Source organism: Blattabacterium cuenoti (genome assembly GCF_014252275.1).
In the GTDB taxonomy this organism is placed as follows: Bacteria; Bacteroidota; Bacteroidia; order Flavobacteriales; family Blattabacteriaceae; genus Blattabacterium; species Blattabacterium cuenoti_O.
Window position 1 is genome coordinate 143,456 of sequence record NZ_CP059214.1, and the last position, 23,505, is coordinate 166,960.

General features: G+C 26.8%; 24 protein-coding genes. 11 read left to right on the top strand and 13 right to left on the bottom strand.

Annotation, left to right across the window (positions count from 1 at the left end):
• Positions 1–5: 5 nt before the first annotated feature.
• The 5 genes from purM to guaA are packed head-to-tail and all read left to right on the top strand — an operon-like array spanning position 6 to position 5,929.
• A complete protein-coding gene (purM, locus tag H0H42_RS00675) occupies positions 6–995 on the top strand; it encodes a phosphoribosylformylglycinamidine cyclo-ligase (RefSeq protein WP_185868616.1) in 990 nt (329 codons plus the stop codon).
• Positions 992–1,549 carry a formyltransferase family protein gene (locus tag H0H42_RS00680; RefSeq protein ID WP_185868617.1) on the top strand — a complete coding sequence of 186 codons (558 nt, stop codon included), beginning with the start codon at positions 992–994 and terminating at the stop codon, positions 1,547–1,549. Before purM ends, H0H42_RS00680 begins: the two co-directional genes overlap by 4 nt.
• 56 nt (positions 1,550–1,605) lie before the next feature.
• Positions 1,606–3,129 carry a bifunctional phosphoribosylaminoimidazolecarboxamide formyltransferase/IMP cyclohydrolase gene (gene purH, locus H0H42_RS00685; protein ID WP_185868618.1) on the top strand — a complete coding sequence of 508 codons (1,524 nt, stop codon included), beginning with the start codon at positions 1,606–1,608 and terminating at the stop codon, positions 3,127–3,129.
• A 12-nt stretch (positions 3,130–3,141) separates the two neighbouring features.
• Positions 3,142–4,380: a phosphoribosylamine--glycine ligase gene (gene purD, locus H0H42_RS00690; protein WP_185868619.1), complete on the top strand. Its 1,239-nt coding sequence runs from the start codon at positions 3,142–3,144 to the stop codon at positions 4,378–4,380.
• 13 nt (positions 4,381–4,393) lie between these two features.
• Complete coding sequence (gene guaA / locus H0H42_RS00695) at positions 4,394–5,929, top strand: glutamine-hydrolyzing GMP synthase (RefSeq protein ID WP_185868620.1); 1,536 nt, start codon at positions 4,394–4,396, stop codon at positions 5,927–5,929.
• Position 5,930: 1 nt separating this feature from the next.
• Here guaA and accD read toward each other — a convergent pair whose 3' ends face one another.
• The gene (accD, locus tag H0H42_RS00700) at positions 5,931–6,770 is read right to left on the bottom strand and encodes an acetyl-CoA carboxylase, carboxyltransferase subunit beta (RefSeq protein WP_185868621.1); all 840 of its coding nucleotides are present in this window, start codon (positions 6,768–6,770) and stop codon (positions 5,931–5,933) included.
• Positions 6,771–6,780: 10 nt separating this feature from the next.
• Positions 6,781–7,848, bottom strand: coding sequence for a class II fructose-bisphosphate aldolase (gene fbaA, locus H0H42_RS00705; protein ID WP_185868622.1), 1,068 nt, complete (start codon positions 7,846–7,848; stop codon positions 6,781–6,783).
• Between the two features lie 128 nt (positions 7,849–7,976).
• On the opposite strand from fbaA, the gene H0H42_RS00710 reads away from it, so the two are divergent.
• Positions 7,977–10,574: a UvrD-helicase domain-containing protein gene (locus H0H42_RS00710; RefSeq protein ID WP_185868623.1), complete on the top strand. Its 2,598-nt coding sequence runs from the start codon at positions 7,977–7,979 to the stop codon at positions 10,572–10,574.
• 8 nt (positions 10,575–10,582) lie between these two features.
• Here the strand turns inward: H0H42_RS00710 and lipA are convergent, their stop codons facing one another.
• Positions 10,583–11,437, bottom strand: a complete 855-nt coding sequence (lipA, locus tag H0H42_RS00715) for a lipoyl synthase (protein ID WP_185868624.1) — start codon at positions 11,435–11,437, stop codon at positions 10,583–10,585.
• Between the two features lie 50 nt (positions 11,438–11,487).
• On the opposite strand from lipA, the gene H0H42_RS00720 reads away from it, so the two are divergent.
• Genes H0H42_RS00720 through H0H42_RS00730 form a run of 3 tightly spaced genes read left to right on the top strand, consistent with a single transcriptional unit; the run spans position 11,488 to position 13,958 of the window.
• On the top strand, positions 11,488–12,621 hold the full coding sequence (locus H0H42_RS00720; RefSeq protein ID WP_223843699.1) for a Nif3-like dinuclear metal center hexameric protein: 1,134 nt from the start codon (positions 11,488–11,490) through the stop codon (positions 12,619–12,621).
• Between the two features lies 1 nt (position 12,622).
• Entirely contained in the window at positions 12,623–13,444 is an 822-nt protein-coding gene (locus tag H0H42_RS00725; RefSeq protein ID WP_185868625.1) for a zinc ribbon domain-containing protein, read from the top strand.
• A complete protein-coding gene (locus H0H42_RS00730; protein WP_185868626.1) occupies positions 13,416–13,958 on the top strand; it encodes a thioredoxin family protein in 543 nt (180 codons plus the stop codon). The genes H0H42_RS00725 and H0H42_RS00730 overlap by 29 nt, the downstream gene beginning before the upstream one ends.
• Before the next feature lies 1 nt (position 13,959).
• On the opposite strand, the gene H0H42_RS00735 is transcribed toward H0H42_RS00730, so the two are convergent.
• The 4 genes from H0H42_RS00735 to H0H42_RS00750 are packed head-to-tail and all read right to left on the bottom strand — an operon-like array spanning position 13,960 to position 17,794.
• Complete coding sequence (locus tag H0H42_RS00735) at positions 13,960–14,940, bottom strand: DHH family phosphoesterase (protein ID WP_185868627.1); 981 nt, start codon at positions 14,938–14,940, stop codon at positions 13,960–13,962.
• Positions 14,941–14,944: 4 nt separating this feature from the next.
• Positions 14,945–16,381 carry a CCA tRNA nucleotidyltransferase gene (locus tag H0H42_RS00740; RefSeq protein WP_185868628.1) on the bottom strand — a complete coding sequence of 479 codons (1,437 nt, stop codon included), beginning with the start codon at positions 16,379–16,381 and terminating at the stop codon, positions 14,945–14,947.
• Between the two features lie 7 nt (positions 16,382–16,388).
• The gene (locus tag H0H42_RS00745) at positions 16,389–16,973 is read right to left on the bottom strand and encodes an L-threonylcarbamoyladenylate synthase (RefSeq protein WP_185868629.1); all 585 of its coding nucleotides are present in this window, start codon (positions 16,971–16,973) and stop codon (positions 16,389–16,391) included.
• The gene (locus H0H42_RS00750; protein ID WP_185868630.1) at positions 16,973–17,794 is read right to left on the bottom strand and encodes a 2,3,4,5-tetrahydropyridine-2,6-dicarboxylate N-succinyltransferase; all 822 of its coding nucleotides are present in this window, start codon (positions 17,792–17,794) and stop codon (positions 16,973–16,975) included. Before H0H42_RS00750 ends, H0H42_RS00745 begins: the two co-directional genes overlap by 1 nt.
• A 73-nt stretch (positions 17,795–17,867) precedes the next feature.
• Here H0H42_RS00750 and H0H42_RS00755 point away from each other — a divergent pair, with 73 nt between their 5' ends.
• Both H0H42_RS00755 and def read left to right on the top strand, forming a co-directional pair.
• A complete protein-coding gene (locus H0H42_RS00755; protein ID WP_185868631.1) occupies positions 17,868–18,290 on the top strand; it encodes a RuvX/YqgF family protein in 423 nt (140 codons plus the stop codon).
• Positions 18,291–18,294: 4 nt separating this feature from the next.
• Positions 18,295–18,777 carry a peptide deformylase gene (def, locus tag H0H42_RS00760; RefSeq protein WP_185868632.1) on the top strand — a complete coding sequence of 161 codons (483 nt, stop codon included), beginning with the start codon at positions 18,295–18,297 and terminating at the stop codon, positions 18,775–18,777.
• A 41-nt stretch (positions 18,778–18,818) separates the two neighbouring features.
• Here def and rplT read toward each other — a convergent pair whose 3' ends face one another.
• The 6 genes from rplT to glpK form a co-directional block, all read right to left on the bottom strand.
• Entirely contained in the window at positions 18,819–19,166 is a 348-nt protein-coding gene (gene rplT / locus H0H42_RS00765) for a 50S ribosomal protein L20 (protein WP_185868633.1), read from the bottom strand.
• A 4-nt stretch (positions 19,167–19,170) separates the two neighbouring features.
• The gene (rpmI, locus tag H0H42_RS00770) at positions 19,171–19,359 is read right to left on the bottom strand and encodes a 50S ribosomal protein L35 (protein ID WP_185868634.1); all 189 of its coding nucleotides are present in this window, start codon (positions 19,357–19,359) and stop codon (positions 19,171–19,173) included.
• A gap of 4 nt (positions 19,360–19,363) precedes the next feature.
• Positions 19,364–19,825 (bottom strand): translation initiation factor IF-3, encoded by a 462-nt coding sequence (gene infC / locus H0H42_RS00775; protein ID WP_394798839.1) that lies wholly within the window; start codon positions 19,823–19,825, stop codon positions 19,364–19,366.
• A 125-nt stretch (positions 19,826–19,950) separates the two neighbouring features.
• A complete protein-coding gene (thrS, locus tag H0H42_RS00780) occupies positions 19,951–21,195 on the bottom strand; it encodes a threonine--tRNA ligase (protein WP_185868635.1) in 1,245 nt (414 codons plus the stop codon).
• Positions 21,188–21,937, bottom strand: a complete 750-nt coding sequence (locus tag H0H42_RS00785; protein WP_185868636.1) for an MIP/aquaporin family protein — start codon at positions 21,935–21,937, stop codon at positions 21,188–21,190. The genes thrS and H0H42_RS00785 overlap by 8 nt, the downstream gene beginning before the upstream one ends.
• A 64-nt stretch (positions 21,938–22,001) precedes the next feature.
• On the bottom strand, positions 22,002–23,492 hold the full coding sequence (glpK, locus tag H0H42_RS00790) for a glycerol kinase GlpK (protein ID WP_185868637.1): 1,491 nt from the start codon (positions 23,490–23,492) through the stop codon (positions 22,002–22,004).
• Between the last annotated feature and the right edge of the window lie 13 nt (positions 23,493–23,505).

Genomic DNA, 23,505 nt, shown 5'->3' on the forward strand with positions numbered 1-23,505 from the left:
GGATCATGAAAGAAATTGATTTAACTATTTGCAAAATCAATAAAATTTTGGAAAAAACATATAATAAAAAAATTCTAAGTAATCTAAAGAATTTTGCTGCATTCTATAAAATGGATCAATCTGTTTGGAAAAAACCGATTTTAGTTTCTGGAGTAGATGGTGTAGGGACTAAAATTCGTTTAGCAATAAATTACAAAAAATACGATGTCATTGGAAAAGATTGTTTTGCTATGTGTATTAATGATATTCTTTGTCACGGAGCAATTCCTTTATTTTTTCTAGACTATTTATCATGTAACATGATCGATGCTTCTATAGCATCTAAAATAATAGAAGGTGCGGCTTCTTCTTGTAAAGAAAGCAATACTTGTTTTATTGGTGGAGAAACCGCAGAAATGAAAGGTTTTTATAAAGAAAATGATTATGATATTTCGGGGTTTTGTGTTGGAATGGTAGAAGAAGATCATCTTATCAATGGGAAAAAACTCATTCAAGAAGGTGATATTTTAATTGGTCTTCCATCATCGGGAATTCATAGTAATGGATTTTCTTTAATTAGAAATTTTTTTTATGAAAAAGATTTTGTACAAATTTTTGAAAATAAACCATTATATGAAACGCTTTTAATTCCTACCCGTGTGTATTATATCCCTGTTCATTATTTATTAAAAAAATTTTCTTGTATCCACGGAATTGCACATATTACCGGTGGAGGAATTTCTCATAACTTATCCAGGATTATTCCTGATAAATTATCAGCCATCATATACAAAAAAAATGTTCCCATTCATTCCATTTTTAGTTTGATTCAAAAAAAAGGTCATTTATCTGATAAAATAATGTGGGAAACTTTTAATATGGGAATTGGAATGATTTTTGTCGTTTCATATAAATACAAAAATGAAGTATTAGAAACATTACGTTTGTCTGGAGAAAATCCACGTTTTTTAGGAAACATTGTAAAAGGTGAAACAAAAGTCTTATTACAAACATGAAAAAAATTACTATTTTAGTTTCTGGAAAAGGAACAAATCTCAAACATATAGTTCGATCTATTCATAATGGAACCCTTTCAACTTTTTCAATAAATTCAGTAATTTCAGATAGAATTTGCCCTGCTATTTTCTATGCATTAAAAAAAAATATAAAAATTTTTTCATTAAAAAAAGATCAATTTTTGTCAAAAAAAATTGATAATATTCTATTAAATAATATTCCATATATGATTGTATTATCTGGATTTTTATCTTTTCTTGATGAAGAATTTTGCAAAAAATGGGAAAGAAAAATTATTAATGTTCATCCTTCTTTATTACCTAAATATGGAGGAAAGGGAATGTACGGAATGAATGTACATCGATCTGTAATAAAAAATAAAGAATGTATATCCGGAGCAACGATCCACTATGTAACAAAACATATAGATGAAGGAAAAATTCTTTTACAAAAATCCTGTAAAGTTTCTATTAAGGATAATCCCATATCTTTATCAAAAAAAGTTTCTATTATAGAGAAAGAAATATTAATTCAATCAATAAAAAATTTTTAATTTTTCTCATAGGAAAAAAATAATCAATTTTTTATAAATACTTGGAAGATAAATATATGAAAAGAGCCTTAATTAGTGTTTATAACAAACATAAAAAATTAATTGATTTTGTTCATTTTTTACATAGAAAAAAATATCAAATTATTTCTACTGGAGGAACATATCAATATTTTATAGAAAATGGATTATCTCATGTAAAGGAAATATCAAAAATAACTTCGTTTCCTGAAATTCTAGATGGACGAGTAAAAACGATACATCCTTTAATTTATGGAGGAATTCTTGCAAATCGTAATATAAAACAACATATAAATTCTGCGAAAAAACATAATATCCATTTTATTGATATCGTATTCATTGAATGTTATCCATTTATTAAAAAATATGAAGATCATCATGATAACATACGTTCTTTAATTGAATTTATTGATATTGGAGGAATTTCTCTATTACGTGCTGCAGCAAAAAATTTTTTTCATGTTACTTCGATGATTGATGATCGTGATTTTGAATTAGTTAAAAATGAAATCAATTTTCATGGATCTACTTCATTACAATTAAGAAAGAAATTAGCGGGAAAAGTATTTAATTTTACTTCATATTATGATTCTATTATTTCTAAATTTTTTTTGAAAGAAGAAAAATTTCCTATTTATTTACATGAATCTTATAAAAAAAAGATGGAACTCCGCTATGGAGAAAACCCTCATCAAAAAGCTTTTTTTTATACAAAAAATAAATCATATAAAACAAATTTTAAACAATTATATGGAAAACAACTGTCTTTTAATAACTTGAGAGACATGGATGTAGCATGGAAAATAGTATCCCAATTTTCAGAACCAGCTTGTTGTATTGTCAAACATTCTACTCCTTGTGGTGTCTCTTTAGGAAAAGATGGTTTGGAAGCCTTTCGAAAAACTTATGAGACAGATCCTGTTTCTTCTTTTGGAGGTATTTTATCATTGAATTGTCCTCTTTCATTAGAATTGGCGGAAAAAATTAATCAAATATTTATAGAATTAGTCATTGTTCCTCATTGTGATCCACATGTATTAAAAATTTTTCATCATAAAAAAAATTTAAGAGTAATTCAAATCAATCATTCTATTTCAGAAAAAATAGAATGTGTTCAAATAGATGGAGGATTATTAGTACAAGAATCGGATTCCTCTTTTCATGAAAACATGAACTATCAAATAGTTACAGAAAACAAATTTTCTCAAGAAGAAAAGAAATATTTATTCTTTGCTCAACGAGTGGTGAAACATGTAAAATCAAATGCAATCGTAATCGCTAAAGGAACTCAAACAATAGGAATTTCTGGAGGACAAACAAATCGAATTTGTGCTGTTCGTCAGGCAATACAACAAGCAAAAAGAAAAAAAGAACAGGGACTTGTCCTTGTATCAGATGCTTTTTTTCCTTTTCGTGATGTAATTGACGAAATAGCTCGTTATGGAAAAATTCAATCAATTCTTCAACCAGGTGGATCTATTCGTGACAAAGAATCGATAGAAGCTTGTAATGAATATGGAATTTCTATGGCATTTACTGGAAGAAGATCCTTTAAACATTAACGAAAAAATTATATGAAAGTTTTAATCATAGGAAATGGTGGACGTGAACAGGCAATTGGAAAAAAACTATTGGAAGATAATCCTTTTTTGAAATTATATTTTTATCCTGGAAATGGAGGAACGAAGATAATAGGTAAAAATATAGATCACTTTCATTCTCTTAGAAAATTAGTTTGTTTTGCTAAAAAAGAAAACATTAACATTACAATTGTAGGGTCCGAAATGTTTTTAATGGAAAAAATTGTTGATATGTTCCATTATCAAAAATTACAAATTTTTGGTCCACATTATCAAGCGTCTAGATTAGAAGGAGATCGTAGTTTTTCTAAAAATTTTATGAAAAAATATGGAATACGAACTCCAGATTATCATACTTTTCGTTGTTATCAACGTGCTGAAAATTTCTTTAAAAATCAAAAAGGATCTTTTGCAATCAAAACTAATGGATTAGCATATGGAAAAGGAGTTATATTAGTCCATAATCAAGAAGAAGCAAAAAATGCATTAAAAAAAATAATGATACAAAAAAAGTTTGGAAAATCTGGTGAAACAGTCATTATAGAAGAATTTTTAACAGGAATTGAAGCTACCGTAATTTCAATTTTTAACGGAAAAAAAATTATTCCTTTGTTATCTTCTAAAGACTATAAAAAAATAGGAGAAAACGAAACTGGATTAAATACTGGTGGAATGGGATGTATTGCTCCACATCCTTCTTTCAACGATTCAATTTGGAAAGATTTTAAAAAAAACATATTAACTCCTACTTTGGAAGGATTGAGATCAGAAAAATTAAATTTTTTAGGATTTTTATATTTTGGTTTAATGATTCATCATGGAAAAGTTTATTTATTAGAATATAATACTCGAATGGGAGATCCTGAAGCCCAAACATTATTTCCACTAATGAATAATAATTTATTGGAAGTTTTTAATTCTGTCTTTCTTAAAAAAGAAATTCATTTTGTTTGGAAAAAATTACATTCCTGTTGTATCGTTTTATCTTCCCATGGATATCCTTTAGAATATGAACATGGAAAAGTAATTTATGGAATAGATTCTTTAAAAGAACCATTTTATATTTCTGGTATGAAAAAAATCAAAGAAACATGGATTACATCAGGTGGTCGTGTATTAAATATTGTAGGATTAGGGAATTCAATAAAGGAAGCAAGAAATTTGGCTTACGATAAAATAAAAAACATCAAATTTGAAAATATGTATTTTAGAAAAGATATAGGAAAAATATAGTAAAAAAAATACAATGCAAAAAAATTTGATTATTGTTTTGGATTTTGGATCGCAATATAGTCATATGATTGCAAGAAGAATTCGGGATATTGGAGTCTATACTTTATTATGTTCGTATAAATTATCCGTATCGGAGATTTTAAAAAAAAATCCAAAAGGAATTATTCTTTCGGGGGGACCATGTTCAACTTATCATCATCAATCTCCATTAATTCTGAAAGAAATATTTTATTTAAATATCCCTATTCTTGGAATTTGTTATGGAATGCAAATGATTTCTTCTTTATTCAAAGGAATAGTAAAGAAATCTATTCATAAAGAATTTGGAAAATCTTGTTTTATCATAGATCAAAAAAGTTTATTATTTCAAAATATTCCTAGACAATCCAATGTTTGGATGAGTCATATGGATGAAGTTACAAAAGTTCCAGAAACATTTCATGTTATTGGACATACCGACTCCTGTTCTATCGCGGCAATTCAACATAATAAAAAAAATATTTATGGAGTTCAATTTCATCCAGAAGTAAAAAATACAAAATATGGAATAGTTCTTTTTAAAAATTTTGTATTGACTATTTGTCAATGTCATCCTACTTGGATTCTGAAGAACTTTTTACAAAAAAAGATATACAGTATAAGAAGACGTGTTCAAAAAAACAAAGTCCTATTGGGAATTTCTGGAGGATTAGATTCGTGTGTAACGGCTTGCATTATATACAAATCAGTTGGAAGTTCTTTATATTGTATTTTTATAGATACTGGATTCTTACTTGAAGAAGATCAAAAAAATATCCATGATTTATCCAAAAAAATGAACTTTCCGATCAAAGTAATTGATGCAAAAAAACATTTTTTGCATCAATTAAAAGGAATTAATGATCCTGAACAAAAACGAAAAATTATAGGAAAAGAATTTATTTACTTTTTCCAAAAAGAATCAGAAAAAATAGGAAACGTTAATTTTTTAGCACAAGGAACCATTTATTCCGATATTGTAGAATCCTCTCCAATGGGGACATTAAGATCTCCTATTAAGTCTCATCATAATGTTGGAGGATTACCTCAACGGATGAAATTTAAACTCATTGAACCATTAAAAAAATTATTTAAGGATGAAGTGAAAAGATTAGGTAAACAATTAGGAGTTCCTAAAAATATTTTGTATCGTCATCCATTTCCTGGTCCTGGATTAAGTATACGAATTATTGGAGAAGTGAATAAAAGAAAAATTTCCATTTTAAAAAAATCAGAATCCATACTATCACAAGAATTACAAAAATTTGGAATTTATCATCTTGTTAGTCAAGCATTTATTGTTTTATTACCTATTAAATCTGTCGGAGTTATGGGGGATAAGAGATCATATGAGTATGTTGCAGCATTGCGCGTGGTTAATACTGAAGATTTCATGACTTCTACTTGTTCTCCTTTACCCTATCAATTTTTAGAAAAAATTTCCAATAGAATTATAAATGAAGTCGATGGAATTAATCGAATGGTTTACGATATAACATCCAAACCGCCATCCACTATTGAATGGGAATAATTTAAATCATCATAGAAATCAAATTACATATATTTTCTTTTAACTTATTTCTTGGAGAAATTAAATCTATAAATCCATGATCCATAAGAAATTCAGATGTTTGAAATCCTTCCGGGATATGTTTCCCTATTGTTTCTCGAATCACTCTTGGTCCGGCAAATCCAATAAGAGCACCAGGTTCCGCAATATTAATATCTCCAAGCAATGCATATGATGCGGTAACACCTCCTGTTGTTGGATCTGTAAGAACAGAAATATAAGGAATTTTTGTATGACGTAATTGTGTTAATCTAGCCACTGTTTTTGCCATTTGCATTAAAGAAAAAGAAGATTCCATAATTCTTGCACCTCCAGATTTCGAAATCAAAATGTAAGGAAGTTTTTTTTCTATACAACAAGTTATGGATCTCGATATTTTTTCTCCTACAACAGAGCCCATTGAACCCCCTATGAAAGAAAAATCCATGCAAGAAATAACAACCATTCTTTTTCTCATTTTTCCAATTCCTGTTCTAATCGCATCATATAATTTCGTTTTTTTTATGGATTCATTAATTCTTTCTTTATACGTTTTATTGTCTTTCCAATGAATCGGATCTTTACTTTTCATTTTTACATGTATTTCCATAAATTTTCCATTATCAAAAAGGATATCAAAATACTCTTTACTATGAATTCGTACATGGTATCCATCTTCTGGACTTACATAAAAATTTTTTCTTAACTGATCCGTATCAACAATCTTTCCACTTGGAGTGCGATACCATAATCCTTTTGGTAAATTTTTTCGATCCTCTACAGAAGTGGATATTTTTTTTTTCCTTCTTAAAAACCAAGACATAAAATATTTTTTATAAAGTATTGATATTATTCATTAATACAAAATATTTTTTTAAAAGGTTCCTAAAAGATTTTTCTCCTTCTCTTAACCAAACTCTGGGATCGTAATATGGTTTATTAGGAAGATATTTTCCTTTTGGATTTCCTATTTGTTGTGCTATATATTTTTCTTTATCGTTCATATATTTTCTTACTCCACAAGTAAAAGCATATTGTAAATCAGTGTCTACATTCATTTTTACCACCCCATATTCAATAGATTCTTTTATATCTTTTTCAGAAGATCCAGATCCTCCATGAAATACAAAAGAAACTGGTTTTTCTTTTGTGTTGAATTTCTTTCTTATATATTCCTGAGTATTTTTTAAAATTTCAGGACGTAACATTACATTTCCTGGTTTATAAACTCCATGAACATTTCCAAATGCTGCAGCAATAATAAAATTATTGCTTATTTTTAAAAGATTTTCATAAGCGTATGATACGTCTTTTGGTTGAGTATAAAGTTTATTATTTTCTACATTGGAATGATCTACTCCATCTTCTTCTCCTCCAGTAACCCCTAATTCTATTTCAATCATCATTTGATTTTTATTCATTTTATCAAAATATTTTTCACATATTTTCATATTTTCTTCTAAGGGTTCTTGAGAGAGGTCTAGCATGTGTGAGCTAAATAACGTTTTTCGAAAATGTTTAAAGTAACACTCGTTCGCATAAATTAATCCGTCGATCCATGGCAACATGGATTTGGAACAATGATCAGTATGAAGAAGTACTGTCGTTCTGTATAAAGTAGATAATTCATGTACATGTTTTGCACATGCAATAGCTCCTTTTATTGCGGATTCTTGTGAATGATTTTTTAACCCTTTTCCTGCATTGAACATTGCACCTCCATAGGATAATTGTATAATTACAGGAGCATTGACTTCTGAAGCCGTTTCCATGACTGCATTAACGGAATTGCTCCCAATCACATTAACTGCAGGGATAGCAAATTTCTTTTCTTTTGCATATTCGAATATTTCTTTTACAAGACTTCCAGTTGCTACTCCAAATGGGAATTTTCTATACATGTTTTGTTGAATTTTTTTAAACAAATAAAAAAATTTGATTTTTGGATTGATTTGCAAATTAATGATTTTAATTTTTTTATCAAGAAATTTTCTTATAAAAAATTATTATTTTTTAATATTTAATAAATATGTTAGAACCAGGAACGTTGAAAATCTATCCCGCTTCGGCAGGTTCTGGAAAAACTTCTTTTTTAATCATAAATTATCTTTATGTGTTATTTAATAGTAAAGATCCTTATGAATTTAAGAAAATTCTCGTTTTAACATTTACGAGAAAATCTTCCGAAGATATGAAAACACGTATTTTAAATTGTCTTCATGATTTCTCTGTAGGAAAGATACAGAAATCTTCTTATCCTATGTTTCAATACCTGATAAATCTCAATAAAGAATACGTTTTAACGAAAGAAAAATTATTTTATCATTCTAAAAAAATATTGAATGAAATTTTTCATGATTTTTCTTCTTTTTCTAACAATATAAGTACTTTGGATAAGTTCACTTATCGAATTGTTCGTACGTTTCTTTCTCGTAAAAAATGTTCATTAGAAATGAATACCCATCACTTTATCCAACAAGTAGTAAAAAATATTTTACAAAAATTGAAAATATCAGAAAAATGGTCAAAAATTTTAATCCAATTCTCTCTTGAAAAATTTCAAAGAGGACAATCATGGAATATAATAAAAGATCTTCAACAAATGATCTTTTTATTAATGGATGAAAATCAATATTTCTTTATAAAGAAAATAGAGAATTTTTCTTTCACAAATTTCATTACATTAAAAGATATTTTAACGAAAAGAATTCGATTTTTTGAAAAAAAGTGTGAATTGCAAGGAATACTATTTTATAATTTTATAAGAGAACAATCCATTAATGAAAATTCATTCATTTATTCAGATTTACCTAGATTATTTGATAATATGAAAATGAAAAAATTACTGGTGAATCCATTTACAAAACGTCTTGAAAAGAATATGAAGAATGGGGTAATTTTTTCTAAAAAATATTTAAATAATAAAAAAAACGGTGGGTTTCAACAGAAAGAAAAAATTATTTCTTTATATGAAAAAACAAAAAAGTTCTATCAAAAACATATTCAATGTTATCTCATTGATAAAGTTTGTAAAAGACATTTATGGATCTTTTCTATGATTCATGAAATAAAAAAAGAATGTTCTTTTTTAAAAAAAGAAAGAAACATTCTCCTTCATTCAGAATTAAATCAAATTCTTTATGAAAAAATTACTCATTTCATTCCAAAAATTTATGAAACTTTTGGAATGAAATATCAATATTATTTTATAGATGAATTTCAAGATATTTCTTATTTACAATGGGAAAATATAAAAATTTTATTAGAGAACTCTTTATCAGAAAATGGATCATCTATTATAGTAGGAGACGCAAAACAATCTATCTATCGATGGAGAGGAGGAAGTGTAAAACAATTTATCCATCTCATGGATTCAAAGAGCAAATTTTATAAAAAAGATATAGTTCGACTATCAACGAATTTTAGAAGTTTTAAGGAAATTGTTCAATTTAACAACACTTTTTATCAATATTTCTCGGAAGTTTTTCAAAATACTCCATATAAAAAAATATATGAAAACGTTGGTCAAAACATATCTAAAAAAATAGGAGGATATGTTGAAATAAATTTCTTCCACAAGATGTTTTTGAAAAAGGAAAATTATCAAGAATACATATATCATAAAATTATAAATAAAATAAATAAATTTTTATTACATAATCAATATAGTTTATCAGATATTGCTTTATTGGTAAGAACTAATGAAGAATGTAATTTTTTATGCGAAAGACTCATGGAAGATGAATTTCTCGTTCATGATCCTGGAACGGTATTAATCAAAAACCATATTGAAATTCAGATTATTATTAATGTTTTTGAGATCCTTTCTCATCCTTTTTCTTATGAAAAACGTTTTTCTTTGATTTCTTTATTATTGAAAAATAAATTTTTTATTAGAAAAAAAAATCTTCATAACTTCATTGAAACATGCATTTTTCTTCCATTGAATTTATTTTTGGATAAAATTTTATCCAAAAATTCTATTACACTAGAGAAAATATATAACAAATCCATCTATCAAATTTCAGAAATTATTATAGAATCATTTAATTTATTTCATTTAAATAACGCTTCTTGTCTCTATTCTTTTTTAGACGTTGTTTATAGAAATGAACAAAAAAATATGGCAAATTCAATTGCAGATTTTTTATATCATTGGGATTCTATAAAAGATAAAGAAAACATTGTCTTTTCCAGTAAAAATAAAAAAAATATGATTAATGTGATGACCATCCATAAATCTAAAGGACTTCAGTTCCCTATTGTGATAATTCCATTTACAGATTGGAATATTTTTTCAAAAAAAAAGGAAGGAAAATGGATTCATGTTGATCCTATATTCTATCAAGGATTGGAATATGTATATATCGAGATGAAAAGTAATTTCCATAAAAATATACGAAATCATGAAAAAATAAAACATATATATAATGATTATATTTTAGACATTATATTAGATAATATTAATTTGTTGTATGTTGCGACCACTCGTCCTATTGAACAACTTATTTTATTTTCAAAATTAGAAAATAAACCATCTATTTCCCATTATATCAAAAATTTTTTGAACAAAAAAAACCTTTGGAATAATAAAAAACATCAATATTCTTTTGGAAAAGAATTTTAAAATTTATTTTATTTGACATGTTTTTCGGCATGATAAGAGGACCTAACTAATGGACCACTTTCTACATATTTAAATCCCATTTTCATTCCAATGAACTTGTATTCTTTAAATTGTTCAGGAATAATAAATTTTTTTACAGGATAATGATGAATAGAAGGTTGTAAATATTGTCCTATAGTCAATATATCAACATTAGATTGTTTAATATCTTTCATGGTTTCAATAATTTCTTTTTTATGTTCTCCTAATCCTAACATTATTCCTGTTTTCGTACGAATATTTTTATTTTTTTCCTTTATATATTGTAATATTTTTAGGCTTCTATCATATTTGGCTTGTACACGTATTTTTTTTGTTAATCGATGCACTGTTTCTATATTATGAGAAATCACTTCTGGATGTATATCAATAATACGATTAATTATGGTTTCATTTCCTTTAAAATCAGGAATTAAAGCTTCGACCGTAATCCATGGATTATCCTTTCTTATTTTTCTTATTGTTTCTACCCACATTAATGATCCCATATCTTTTAAATCATCTCTATTCACGGAAGTTAATACAACATGTTTAATTTTTAATATTTTTATAGAGTTTGCTATTTTTTTTGGCTCTTCCCAATCTAATTTTCCTGGTTTTCCAGTTTTCACTCCACAGAATTTACAAGATCTTGTACAAATATTTCCTAATATCATAAACGTCGCGACCCCATTTGTCCAACATTCTCCTATATTTGGACAACTAGCACTTTGACAGATTGTATTTAAATTTTTTAAAGAAATAAGGTTTTTTAATTCATTGTATTTTTTTCCCCTTGGTAGTTTTACTTTTATCCATTTGGGTTTTCTATTATGCAATATCATTATTTTTATTTTTTATTTAATATATAAAAATCAGTTTAATTTTAATAAATTTGTTGGATAATATTGATTTTTTTCCTATGGAAATTATGGTAAAAGATATTTCGGATAAATTGGAAGATTTAGCTCCGTTAGATTATAGTGAACCGTATGATAACGTAGGATTAATTGTGGGAGATCTATTCAAGAAAATTCAAAATATTCTAATAACATTAGATTTAACCGAAGAGGTTATGATCGAATCCATTAATAAAAAGTGCGATTTGATAATCGTTTTCCATCCTGTTATTTTTCATCCGATAAAAAAAATAAATGGAAACACGTTTTCTGAAAGAGTGATCATTTATGCGATCAAACATGATATATCCATTTATGTTATCCACACCAATTTAGATGCTGTATGGGAAGGTACGGGATCTTTTGTATATAATTTATTGAAAATAAATAAAGAAAAAGTATTAATTCCTAGAAAAGGAACAATGAAAAAATTAAATACTTACGTTCCTGTTAATTATGCAGAAAAAGTAAGAAATGCTTTATTTCTGAAAGGAGCAGGAAATATTTCTAATTATAGTCATTGCAGTTATAATGTAGAAGGATTGGGAAGTTATATGGGGAATGAATATACTCGTCCTTTTTTTGGTAAAAAAGAAGTTTTTCATCTAGAAAAAGAAATATGTATATCTGTTCTTGTTCCTAATCATAAGTTAAAATTGGTAAAAGAAGCACTTTTTCAAACCCATCCTTATGAAGAAGTTGCTTACGAAATTTACGATATCAATAATACTAATCCTCATATAGGAATCGGAATGGTTGGTAATCTTATTGATGAAATGAATCTTCATGATTTTCTTTCATATATTAAAAAAAATATGAATTTATCTTGTATAAAATATTCCAATCGGAATAATAAAAAAAAAATAAAAAGAGTATCGATGATTCCTGGATCTGGACGATTTGGAATTGAATCTGCTATTAAAGAACAATCTGATGCATTTATCTCTTCTGATTTTAAATATCATGATTTTTTTAAATCTGAAAAAGATCTCGTTATTTTAGATATAGGACACTATGAATCTGAGAATTTTAACAAAAATTTGATAAAATCTTTTTTAGAAAAAAATTTTGATTCTATTTTTGTTTTTAAATCAGAAATCAATACTAATCCAGTGGAATATTATTATTAATATGAAAATTGATATAAACAAAAAAAATATTACTGTAACAGAAAAATTGAGAGTTTTATATAATATTCAATTAATTGATTCTCGTATCGATGAAATACGGAGTTTTTATCTTCATGTTCCAATGGAAATTAAGATCTTAGAAAAAGAAATCGAAAAAACAAAAGAACATTTATCAAAGATTCATTCGTGTATTTTATCTATAAAGGAAAAAAGGAATAAACAGGATAAAAACATTCATCAATCAGAACTATTAATTCATAAATATAAAAAACAAAAATATAGCATAACTAGTAATAGAGAATTATATACTATTAACAAAGAAATCGATTATCAAAATTTGGAAATACAATTATCTAAAAAAAAAATTAAGGAATTTGATGCAAAAATACGAAACAAAAATCTTCTTTTTGAAGAAGGGGAAAAAACATTAGAAAACAAAAAACAACACTTTATTCATAGAAAAAAAGAACTAGAGAAAACTACAGAAAAAAATAAAAAAGAAGAGAAAATATTATTAGAAAGATATCTTTCATTATCTAATAAATTAGAAAAAAAGATATTTGATATTTACAAAAAAATTAGAAAAGGAGTTAAAAATGGAATTGCAATTGCACCCGTACAAAGAGGTGCTCCATTAGGTTCCTATTTAGCTATTACACCTCAAAAATATTCTGAACTGATACAGAGAAAAAAAATATTAATCGATGAACATAGTGGAAGAATATTAATCGATGAAGAATTAGCAGAAGAAGAACGAAAAAAATCATTTCTTTATAAAAAAGAATTTACGGATTATGATAAAAAACAGGATAAAAAAAATTAAGAATTTTCACTTATTGGAAGTTACTTCATGGAAAGAAAAATCGTTGAAAGATTTTTTTTCGAAAAAAGCTAATGTGATTATGTTTATTTGCAATCATTGTCCTTATGTGAAACATATAAACAAAGAATTAATCAAATTATACAATGATTTTTCAAAAAAGGAAATTTCATTTATCGCTATTAATTCAAATGATGTGGAACAATATCCAGAAGATTCTCCTGAAAATATGAAAAATATTTCTTTGAAACTTGGATATCCATTTCCTTATTTTTTTGACAAGAAACAAAAAGTTGCAAAATACTATGGGGCTCAATATACTCCTGAATTCTTTATTTTTAATCATCATGGAAATTTATGTTATCAAGGACAATTAGATGATTCTAGACCAAAAAATCAAATTCCTGTAACGGGAAACGACATAAGAAATATATTAAAAAATATTGTATATGGAAAAGGGTTGAATTCAACGATGGTAAAAGAAGGTTATGGATGTAGTATTAAGTGGAAAATATAATTTATTTGTAATTATTTATAATACTTAAGAAGTATTCAATAGATTCATATAAACTTTTATTTAATATACCTCCTGCAGCATTTTTATGTCCTCCACCTCCGAAATATTTTCTAGAAAATAAATTAACATCGAAATCACCTTTTGAACGAAAAGAAATCTTGATAGGAAATGTTTCCCTTTCCTCAAAAAAAAAAGCTGAAAATACAATATTTTTTATTCCTAATCCATAATTAGTTATTCCATCTGTATCCCCCTTTTTGTATGGATAACGTTGAAGATCTAAGGCATTAATGAATGTATAAGCAGTTCGATGGTTTGGTATAATTTTGATTCTTTTTAAGGCAATAGATAATAATCTTAATTTGTTTTCATTATACTTTTCTTGCAAATGATTATAAATCAAAGGGATATTGATTCCTTTTTCAATAAGTTTTCCTGCAATAAAATGACTTTCTGAGGTAACAGAAGGATAACGAAAATAACCAGTATCCGTCATTAAACCAATGTATAAACATGTTGCAATATCTTTATCTAATTTTTCCAAATTATTCATATATGATATGAATCGAAAAACCATCATACTTGTCGATGGTACTGTTGTATCATAAAACATAAAATCACAATTCATAGGAAATGGATGGTGGTCAATTAATCCTTTTTTTGCTTTTGAGGAAAAAAAGGATTCTTTTAATTCCCCGATACGGGATACATTATTGCAATCAATAAGAAAAATATAATCTGATTCATTAATTTTTTTTTGAATCGAATTTTTTTTTGTTTCGGAAAATATGATAATTTCTTTGACTCCTGGAATCCATTGAAAAGATTTTGAATATGTTGTAGGAGATATAATAGATACTTTATTCCTTAATTTTTTAAAATAAAAAAAAAGTGCTAAAGATGAACCTAATGCATCTCCATCTGGATTATTATGGGGTAATAAAATTATTTTTTTTTTACTTATTTCATGAAGATTAATCATGTATTTATATTTTTTTTGTAAATCCTAATTTTTTTCCTTCTTTTAACATAAGAAAATAAGCCTCATGAAAACTATTGGATATTCTTCCTTCTAATATAGCTTCTTTAATGTAATTTTTAATAATTCCTATTTCTTTGCATGGCTTAATATGAAAAGTGTTCATGATATCGTATCCTGATATAGGAGATTTCCAGTTCATTACACGATCTTTAAGTTCTATATGTTTCATTCGATCCATTAAAGAAAAAATATTTTTTTTATAATAGATCATTTTATCCAAATGAATAGTTGTAATATCTGCAATACTTAATTTGATTAAATCTTCTAGATCACTTCCCATATCGAATAATAATCGACGTATTGAAGAATCTTGTATTTGATCTCCTATTAAAGATCTCGTACGATAACTATTCAATACCATTTTTTTTATATAATTCATAATTTTCCCTTTTGGAAGTTTTAATCGTTGAAAAATATTTTCAATCATTTTACTTCCTATAAATTCATGAGAATGAAATGTCCATCCTAATTCTGGAAAAAAACTTTTACAAAAAGGTTTTCCGATATCATGAAGTAATGCGGACCACCTAAGCCAAAGGGATGGAGAATGTTCCTTACTTATATTATCTATTACTTGTAAAGTATGATAAAAATTATCTTTATGTTTCAATTGATTTTTTTCATCTATTCCCTTGAGTAAAACTAATTCTGGTAATAATAATGATAACAGTCCGGATTTATATAATAAAAACAAACCAATTGAAGGTTGATCGGATAACAAAATTTTATTGAATTCATCAATAATCCTTTCTGAAGAAACAATGGAAATTCTTTTTTTATTATTTTTAATAGCATCGAAAGATTTTTTTTCAATACAAAAATGTAATTGTGTTGCAAATCTTATTGCTCTCATCATTCTCAATGGATCATCAGAATATGTAATATCTGAATTTAATGGGGTTCTTAAAATTCCTTTTTGTAAATCTGATAAACCATCGAATGGATCGATGAGATCTCCATAATTTTGATCATTCAAACTGATTGCTAAAGAATTCACTGTAAAATCTCTTCTTTTTTGATCATCTTTTAATGATCCAAACATTATTATTGGATTTCTACTGACAGAAGTATATAATTCTTTTCTAGAACCAACAAATTCTATTTTTTTATCGTGATATTTTAACATAGCAGTTCCATAATGTTGAAATTCAATAATCTTAGGATAATATTTGTTATATTGATAAATTGCATTTGCAACAGCAATCGCTAATTTTCTTCCTTCTCCGATAGTAATAATATCAATATCTTCCGTTATCAATTTTCCTAACAATATATCTCTTACGTATCCTCCGACTACATAACTATTTTGTTTAATTTTTTTTGAGCAAATATTTACGATTTTAAATATTTTTTCTTTATGTAGAAAAGATGATAAATTCATTTTATTTCTACATACGTAATATTTTTATTTGATTCGACTGGATTTTCATGATCATGGAATGATTATACAAAGATTTCTCTTTTCTTTTCAGATTTACAGCATAATCTATTTTATTTAAAATACATGGATTAATATCGTTAAATGATTGTGGAGAAGTACTTCCAGACAAATTAGCAGAGGTAGAAATAATTGGACGATTAAGATTTTTAATAAGTAGTTTACAAAAAGGATCATGAGTTAAACGTATAGCTAATGAATGATTTCGAATTAAGAAATTGTATTTTATATTTTTTTTGATTTCATATATTATTGTTATCGGTTTTTTTTTATATCGAATATGATTGTACGAAATCATGTTTCTGGTAAAATCCGAAATTTCTCCTACTAAACCACATAAACGATCTATACTTTCAACTAAAAGAATCATTGATTTGTTTGGATCTCTATTCTTAATTGTATATATTTTTTGCACTGATTTTTCATTAAATGCATCACAACCTATTCCCCAAATAGTATCTGTAGGATATAATAAAATCTTTCCTATTTTTAAAAAATAAATACTTTTATTTACTTCTTTTTTATAAAAAGACATTATACCGATATATTATGAGTTCTTAAAGCGTCATTTAATGAAGTTTTTTTATCTGTACTTTCTTTTCTTTTTCCAATAATCATAGCACATGGAATATAATATATTCCAGCAGGATATTTTTTAGGATAAGATCCTGGAATAACAACTGAATATTTTGGAATTACTCCTTTTATTTCAATAGGACCACTGTTATCTGTTATATCAAAAATTTTTATTGATGCTGTGAGAACTACATTTGCTCCTAACACTGCTCCTTTTTGAATGAGTACACCTTCTACTAAAATACATCTAGATCCAATAAATACATCATCTTCTATAATTACAGGATGATCTTGTACTGGTTCCAATACGCCACCTATTCCTACTCCTCCACTAATATGAACACGATTTCCAATTTGTGCACAACTACCAATTGTTGCCCATGTATCTACCATCGTCTCTTTTCCTATATATGCACCGATATTTACATAAGACGGCATAAGGATTACACCAGGAGAAATATACGAACCATAACGAGCTATCGCATGAGGAACAACGCGAATTCCTTTTTCTTTATATTGATTTTTTATAGGAATTTTATCATAAAATTCTAAAGGTCCTAATTCTATTTTGTTCATTTTTTGAATAGAAAAATACATAATAATGGCTCTTTTTACCCACTCATTTACCTTCCATGTTTCATGCACAAAATTACATACTCTAATTTCACCTTTTTCAAGATAATAAAGGACCTGATTTACTAAATCTTTTGTATATTTATTAGTATACCATGTATCTTTTTCCCTCCAAGCTTCTTCTATTCTCGATTCTAATTGATTCACCTTTAACAAAATTTATATAAAACAAAAGTAGGAAAATAAAATAAGATAACAATCAAATATTTTATATTTGTTTATGGGAAAAATATTAGGAATTGATTATGGAACTGTCATGACAGGATTATCTATAACGGATGAACAAAAAATTTTTTCTTTTGGGTTAATTTCGTTATATACTGAAAAATTATTCATTTTTTTAGATCCTTTTTTGTGTACCGAAAATATAGAAAAAATTGTGATTGGATGTCCTAGAAAATGGAATAATAAAAAAGAAATAAATTTAGAAAAGAAAATTATAAAATTTATTCATATTTTTCATACAAAATTTCCAAACATTGATATAGAAAGAATAGACGAACGTTTTACTTCAAAAATGGCTTTTTATTCTATGATAGAATTAGGTTTTAAAAAAAAACAAAGAAAAGAAAAAAAAATATTACATACAATTAGTGCTACTATTATTTTACAATCTTATCTTAAAAAACAAGAAATCCTTTAAATCCATGGTTTTACCAATTATTCTTTATGGAGATCCCATTTTAAGGAAAAAATGTATCGATATAGATCATCGCATGTTTCCAAAAAAAGAATTAAAACAATTGATTCAAGATATGTTTGAAACCGTGAAAAAAGTAAACGGTATCGGATTATCTGCACCTCAAATCGGTAAATCAATACGTATTTTTATTGTTAATACTTCGTTGTTAAATAAGAATAATAAAACAATTCATTATCAAAAAGTTTTTATTAATGCAAAAATACTACGAATTCATGGTAAAGAAACCCTTTTTAATGAAGGATGTTTAAGTATTCCAGGAATTATGGGAAATATAAAAAGAAAATCTCAAGTATTAATTGAATATTATAATCAAAAATGGGAAAAACGAAAAGAAAATATATCAGGAATGCGTGCAAGAATTATATTACATGAATATGACCATTTAGAAGGAAAACTTTTTATTGATTATTTTAATCATAAATCATAAAAATAAACAAGCTCCTTGAATTGAATTCTATCAACGAATTATCATGAATAAACAAAATCTATAATATTTTTAAATACTTTAGGTTCATTCATAGAAATATCAGATAAAAGTTTTCTATTTATTTTTACATTATGATATGATAGTTTTTTTATAAAATCAGAATAAGACTTTCCATATGTTCTCGTTCCTGCATTGATCCTTTGAATCCAAAGAGATCGTAAATTTCTTTTCTTATTCTTTCTTCCTGAAAAAGCATATAAAAACGATTTTTCTACTGCATTTTTTGCAACGGTATAAATCTTTTTTCTTGATCCATAAAAACCCTTTGCTAACTTTATTATTTTTTTTCTCTTTTTTCTTGAAGAAACTGAATTTGTAGATCTTGGCATAACTTTATATTTGTTTTTTAATATTCTTCATATCTGATTTACTTATAACATTAAATTTTGAAAGATTTCTTTTTCTTTTTTTTGATTTCTTTGTAAGTAAATGATTTTTAAATGCATGTTTTCTTTTTATACTTCCATTATATGTTTTTTTAAATCTTTTTTTTGCACCTGATTTAGTTTTTCTTTTTGGCATATTATTACATTTTTTTTGGAGATAAAATCATATACATCCTTTTTCCTTCCATCACTGGCATTTGTTCCACTTTTCCATATTCTTCAATTTCTTCTGCAAATTTTAATAATTTTATTTTTCCTTGCTCTTTATAAACAATAGATCTTCCTTTAAAGAAAACGAATACTTTAACTTTATCTCCACGCATTAAAAATTTTTCTGCACTTTTTATTTTTACCCTTCCATCATGATCACCAATTTGTGGACCAAATCGAATTTCTTTAGTATTTATCTTAATTTGTTTAGCTTTAAATTGCTTTTTTCTTTTTTTCTGTTCATATAAAAACTTTTTATAGTCTAATATTTTGCATACTGGAGGATTTAATTTAGGGTTAATTTCAACTAAATCTAACCCTCGTTCAGAAGCAATATGAATAATTTCTTTTGTAGAATAGATCCCATTTTTTACTGAAGGATCTCCAACCAAACGGATGGTTCGAGAATTAATATTTTCATTAATTCTATATGATTCTTTTTTCTTTATAACCGGACGAGGAGGTCTTCTTCTTCTATGTCCTTTTGAAAATCTTTTTTTTATAATAATGTAATGTTTTAAAATTTTATGTTATTTAAAATATTTTTAATGCCATGATATATAGAAAACATTCCCATATTTCCAACTCCGTGAGAACGTAATGAAATCATTTCTTTTTCTTTTTCTTTTTTTCCTAAAATAAACATATAGGGAATTTTATTTTCCTCAGAATCTCTAATCTTTTTATTGATTTTCTCATTTCTTTTATCAATAACCGCACGAATATCATGGTTTAACATTAAAGTTAAAATTTTTTCTGCATATGATATATACTTATCCCCTATAGGAAGTAGAATAGCTTGAATAGGTGCCATCCACAATGGAAAATTTCCACTTGTATGTTCTATAATAATTCCAATTATACGTTCCAAAGATCCAAAAGGAGCTCTATGGATCATAACAGGATGATATTTATTATTATCTTTTCCTTTATAAAATAAATTAAAACGTTCAGGCATATTATAATCAATTTGAATGGTCCCAAGTTGCCAATTTCTTCCCAAAGAATCTTTTATCATAAAATCTATTTTAGGACCATAAAAGGATGCTTCTCCATAATTAACAGTGGCATTAATTTTCGATTTTTCAACTGAATTTAATAATATTCCTTCTGCTTTTTTCCAATTTTCTTTTGATCCTATATAACATTTGTTTTTTTTAGGATCTCTCAATGAAATTCTCACTTTATATTCTAAAAAACCTAAACATTTAAAAACATAAATAACTAACTTAATAACTTTTTGAACTTCTTCTAAAAGTTGTTGATTTGTACAAAAAATGTGAGCATCATCTTGAGTAAAAGATCGAACACGAGTTAATCCATGTATTTCTCCACTTTGTTCATATCTATATACTGTACCAAATTCAGCAAAACGTTGAGGAAGATCACGATATGACCATGATTGAGATCGAAATATCTCACAATGATGAGGACAATTCATTGGTTTTAAAAGAAATTCTTCGTTTTTATTAGGTGTTTGAATAGGTCGAAAACTATCTTGACCATACTGATCCCAATGTCCACTTTGGATATACAATTCTTTATTTCCAATATGGGGAGTCATAACCATTTGATATCCATTTTTTTTTTGTATATCGATTAAAAAATTCTTTAAAGCATTTTTTAATATTGTTCCTTTAGGTAACCACAATGGTAGTCCAACTCCTACCTTATCAGAGAATAAGAAAAGCTTTAACTTTTTTCCTATTTTTCTATGATCTATGTTTTCCTTTTTTTTTACAAAAAAAGCGTTTTCATTCATACTTTAAAAATAAATATAAGGCTGATGCTACGATACTTCCAAAAAGTGGGCCTAAAACTGGTACTAAAGCATAACTCCAATCACTATCTCCTTTTCCTGGAATAGGGAGTAGATAATGAATAATTCTTGAACCTAAATCTCTAGCAGGATTTAATGCAGCTCCAGTTGTTCCACCTAAAGATAAAACAATTCCTAAAACAACTAAAGAAGAAGGAATCGCACCCATGGCTCCTAATCCCAATAAATATTTTTTTCCGAATATAAAAATTGACCCTTCTTTATTCAAAAAAAAAGAAATGAATATAAATAAAAAAGTAGATAGAAATTCACTGAAAAAATTAGAACAAAAATTTCTTATAGCAGGAGTGGTTACAAATACTGATAATTTATCTCTTTCGTTATTAGTTTCTAAAAAATAATCTTTATATAAAATCCACACTAATGATGATCCTAACATAGCTCCAATAAATTGAGAAACTATGTAAAAAGGAACTAAACTCCAACTTAGTTTTCCAATCATTGCAAACCCGATAGTAACACATGGATTTAAATGTCCTCCACTATAAGGAGAAGAGATAATCATTGCCATAAACACAGCAAGTGCCCAACCTATGGTAATAGTTAGCCATTTTTCATTTTTGCTATACCCTTTTGTTTTCGATAACATTACATTCGCAACAACGCCATTTCCTAAAGTAACTAAAACCATGGTCCCTATTAGTTCCGATAATATATTTGTCATATTATTTATTGTATAATATTACACAATATTAAATAAATATATTCAATATTCATTACAAATATCACTATTCTTTCGACCAAGAACGAGTTGTTTTAACTGCTTTTTTCCATCCTTTGATTCTATCTCTTCGACAAAACATTTCTTTTGGTACAAAAATTTTTTCCATTTGCCATTTATCTTGAATATCTTCTAAACTACTCCAATAGTTAACGGCTAATCCAGCTAAATAAGCAGCTCCAGCAGCTGTTAATTCAGATATTCTTGATTTCACCACTTTGACCTTTAAAATATCCGATTGAAATTGCATTAATAACTTGTTTACAGTTGCTCCTCCATCTACACGAAGTTCTTTAATAGAAATACCAGAATCTGCTTCCATCGCTTTAAGAACATCCATATTTTGAAAAGCAATGCTTTCCAAAGCTGCACGTATTACATGAGCAGAAGAAGTTCCTCTTGTAATTCCTACAATAACACCTCTAGCTTTTTGATCCCAATATGGTGCTCCTAATCCAGAAAAAGCGGGTACCAAATATAATCCTTCCGTATCTTCTACTGAAGACGCTAATTTTTCGGCTTCATTAGAAGATAATAGTAATCCTAGTCCATCTCTTAGCCATTGCACTACAGCTCCAGCAATAAAAACACTCCCTTCTAAAGCATATTGTACTTTATTTTTTATTTTCCATGCCACAGTGGTAATTAGATTATTTTTAGAAAAAACTGGTTTATTTCCAACATTCATTAACATAAAACATCCTGTTCCATAAGTATTTTTCACCATTCCTATTTTAGTACACATCTGTCCAAATAAAGAAGCTTGTTGATCTCCAGCAATTCCTGATATAGGAATTTTATGAGAAAGAATATGTCCTGTGGTATATCCAAAAACTTCACTAGAGGATTTAACAACCGGAAGCATTGTTATTGGAATACCAAATAAATCAATTAATTCATAATCCCAATGAAGAGTATGAATATTAAAAAGCATGGTTCTTGAAGCATTAGTAACATCTGTGACATGAATCTTTTTTCCTGTTAAATTCCATATTAACCAAGAATCAATCGTTCCAAAAGCTAAATTTCCTAAATTCGCTTTTTTTCTAGCATCTGGGACATGATCTAATATCCATTTAATTTTTGTTGCAGAAAAATAAGGATCTATAATAAGACCGGTTTTTTCACGAATCATTTTCGTCAATCCTTCTTTCTTAATCTGATCACAATATTTAGATGTTCTCCTATCTTGCCATACAATTGCATTAAAAATGGGTTCTCCTGTTTTTTTATCCCATACAACGGTGGTCTCTCTTTGATTTGTAATTCCTATCGATTCGATATTTTCTCCTTCTAAATTGGCTTTTAATATTGCTTCCAAAGCCACTGAAGCTTGTGTAGACCATATTTCTTCTGCATTATGTTCCACCCATCCAGGATGAGGATATATTTGTGTAAATTCTCTTTGAGCTATAGAAATAATATTTCCAATTTTATCAAAAATAATGGCCCTCGAACTAGTAGTTCCTTGATCTAAGGATAACATGTATTTTTTCATATCAAATAACTGT

Coding starts and splice junctions, on each gene's coding strand:
- purM (WP_185868616.1), top strand. CDS start 6: ATGAAAGAAATTGATTTAACTATTTGCAAAATCAATAAAATTTTGGAA.
- H0H42_RS00680 (WP_185868617.1), top strand. CDS start 992: ATGAAAAAAATTACTATTTTAGTTTCTGGAAAAGGAACAAATCTCAAA.
- purH (WP_185868618.1), top strand. CDS start 1,606: ATGAAAAGAGCCTTAATTAGTGTTTATAACAAACATAAAAAATTAATT.
- purD (WP_185868619.1), top strand. CDS start 3,142: ATGAAAGTTTTAATCATAGGAAATGGTGGACGTGAACAGGCAATTGGA.
- guaA (WP_185868620.1), top strand. CDS start 4,394: ATGCAAAAAAATTTGATTATTGTTTTGGATTTTGGATCGCAATATAGT.
- accD (WP_185868621.1), bottom strand. CDS start 6,770: ATGTCTTGGTTTTTAAGAAGGAAAAAAAAAATATCCACTTCTGTAGAG.
- fbaA (WP_185868622.1), bottom strand. CDS start 7,848: ATGTATAGAAAATTCCCATTTGGAGTAGCAACTGGAAGTCTTGTAAAA.
- H0H42_RS00710 (WP_185868623.1), top strand. CDS start 7,977: ATGTTAGAACCAGGAACGTTGAAAATCTATCCCGCTTCGGCAGGTTCT.
- lipA (WP_185868624.1), bottom strand. CDS start 11,437: ATGATATTGCATAATAGAAAACCCAAATGGATAAAAGTAAAACTACCA.
- H0H42_RS00725 (WP_185868625.1), top strand. CDS start 12,623: ATGAAAATTGATATAAACAAAAAAAATATTACTGTAACAGAAAAATTG.
- H0H42_RS00730 (WP_185868626.1), top strand. CDS start 13,416: ATGATAAAAAACAGGATAAAAAAAATTAAGAATTTTCACTTATTGGAA.
- H0H42_RS00735 (WP_185868627.1), bottom strand. CDS start 14,940: ATGATTAATCTTCATGAAATAAGTAAAAAAAAAATAATTTTATTACCC.
- H0H42_RS00740 (WP_185868628.1), bottom strand. CDS start 16,381: ATGAATTTATCATCTTTTCTACATAAAGAAAAAATATTTAAAATCGTA.
- H0H42_RS00745 (WP_185868629.1), bottom strand. CDS start 16,973: ATGTCTTTTTATAAAAAAGAAGTAAATAAAAGTATTTATTTTTTAAAA.
- H0H42_RS00755 (WP_185868631.1), top strand. CDS start 17,868: ATGGGAAAAATATTAGGAATTGATTATGGAACTGTCATGACAGGATTA.
- def (WP_185868632.1), top strand. CDS start 18,295: ATGGTTTTACCAATTATTCTTTATGGAGATCCCATTTTAAGGAAAAAA.
- rplT (WP_185868633.1), bottom strand. CDS start 19,166: ATGCCAAGATCTACAAATTCAGTTTCTTCAAGAAAAAAGAGAAAAAAA.
- rpmI (WP_185868634.1), bottom strand. CDS start 19,359: ATGCCAAAAAGAAAAACTAAATCAGGTGCAAAAAAAAGATTTAAAAAA.
- thrS (WP_185868635.1), bottom strand. CDS start 21,195: ATGAATGAAAACGCTTTTTTTGTAAAAAAAAAGGAAAACATAGATCAT.
- H0H42_RS00785 (WP_185868636.1), bottom strand. CDS start 21,937: ATGACAAATATATTATCGGAACTAATAGGGACCATGGTTTTAGTTACT.
- glpK (WP_185868637.1), bottom strand. CDS start 23,492: ATGAAAAAATACATGTTATCCTTAGATCAAGGAACTACTAGTTCGAGG.